The sequence below is a fragment of the Saccharopolyspora sp. NPDC045941 genome (assembly GCF_056431445.1).
This window is the reverse complement of the sequence record NZ_JBWKKU010000174.1, coordinates 1-1,077: the sequence shown is the minus strand read 5'-3', so window position 1 is coordinate 1,077 and position 1,077 is coordinate 1. Positions and strand designations below refer to the sequence as shown.

The following is a 1,077-nucleotide window of genomic DNA, read 5'->3' as shown; positions in this document are numbered from 1 at the left end:
GAAAGGACTTCCCAATCGGGTTGTCAAGCCGCCGCAGTGATGGGAGGTGAATCTTGGTAGCACTGTCGGTCGCGGATCATGGCCCACAGGACGTTGAGGCGTCGGCGGGCGAGTGCGATCAGGGCTTGTTTGTGGCCCTTGCCTTCGTTTCTCTTCCGCTGGTAGTAGGCCTTCGAGGCTGGACATGTCGTGGTGCTGACCATGGCCGAGAGGTACATCGACCGCAGCAGTCCGCGGTGGTAGCGGCGGGGTCTGCGCAGGTTGCCGCTGACGCGGCCGGAGTCACGGGGTTGCGGAGCCAAGCCGGCGAAGCCGGCCAGGCGGTCGGCGCTGCCGAAGGCCTCCATGTCGCCGCCGGTGGCGGCGAGGAACTCAGCGCCGAGGTTGGTGCCCATGCCGGGCAGGCTGCGGATCACTTCGGCGCTGGGGTGCTCGCGAAACTTGGCCTCGATGAGGGCATCGAGTTCGGCGATCTCCTCATCGAGGGCTATCACCCCCTTCGCGAGGCGGGCCACCATGGTGGCGGCCAGTTTCTCGCCGGGCAGCGTGGTGTGCTGGGCCCCGGCCGCGTCGACAGCGGTCTTGGCCAGGGCGGCGGCACCACGGACTTTGCGGTTACGCAGCCATGTTTCGATCCGTTTGACGCCCGCGCGGCGGATCGCGGCCGAGGTCTGGTAACCGGTCAGCAGCACGACCGGACCCTTGTTGGTCATATCCAGCGCTCGTTCCAACGCGGGGAAGATCTCCAGCAGCTGAGCCCGCAGCCGGTTGATCTGGCGGGTGCGGTCGAAGACCACATCCAGGCGTCTGGTGGTCAGAGTGCGCAGGTCGACGGCGATCTCGTCACCGGGTCGCAGCAGGCCGAGGTCGCGGCGGACGCGGGCCTGGTCGGCGATGACGAACGCATCCTTCGCGTCGGTCTTGCCCTCGCCCTTGTAGGTGCCCGAGGCACGGTGGACCGCCAGGCCGGTGAGGTAGACCATCGGCTGGTCGTGGTTGATCAGCAGACCGATCAGCAGCGCCGCGATGCCGTGGTTGAGATCGACAGCCCACAGCACATCGGTGGATATCTCCAGG

At 66.9% G+C, this 1,077-nt stretch carries 1 protein-coding gene; it reads right to left on the bottom strand.

Annotation, left to right across the window (positions count from 1 at the left end):
- Positions 1-23: 23 nt before the first annotated feature.
- Positions 24-1,077 (bottom strand): IS110 family RNA-guided transposase (locus tag AC07FN_RS45940; protein WP_478401393.1); only part of this gene is annotated, 1,054 nt, incomplete at its 5' end.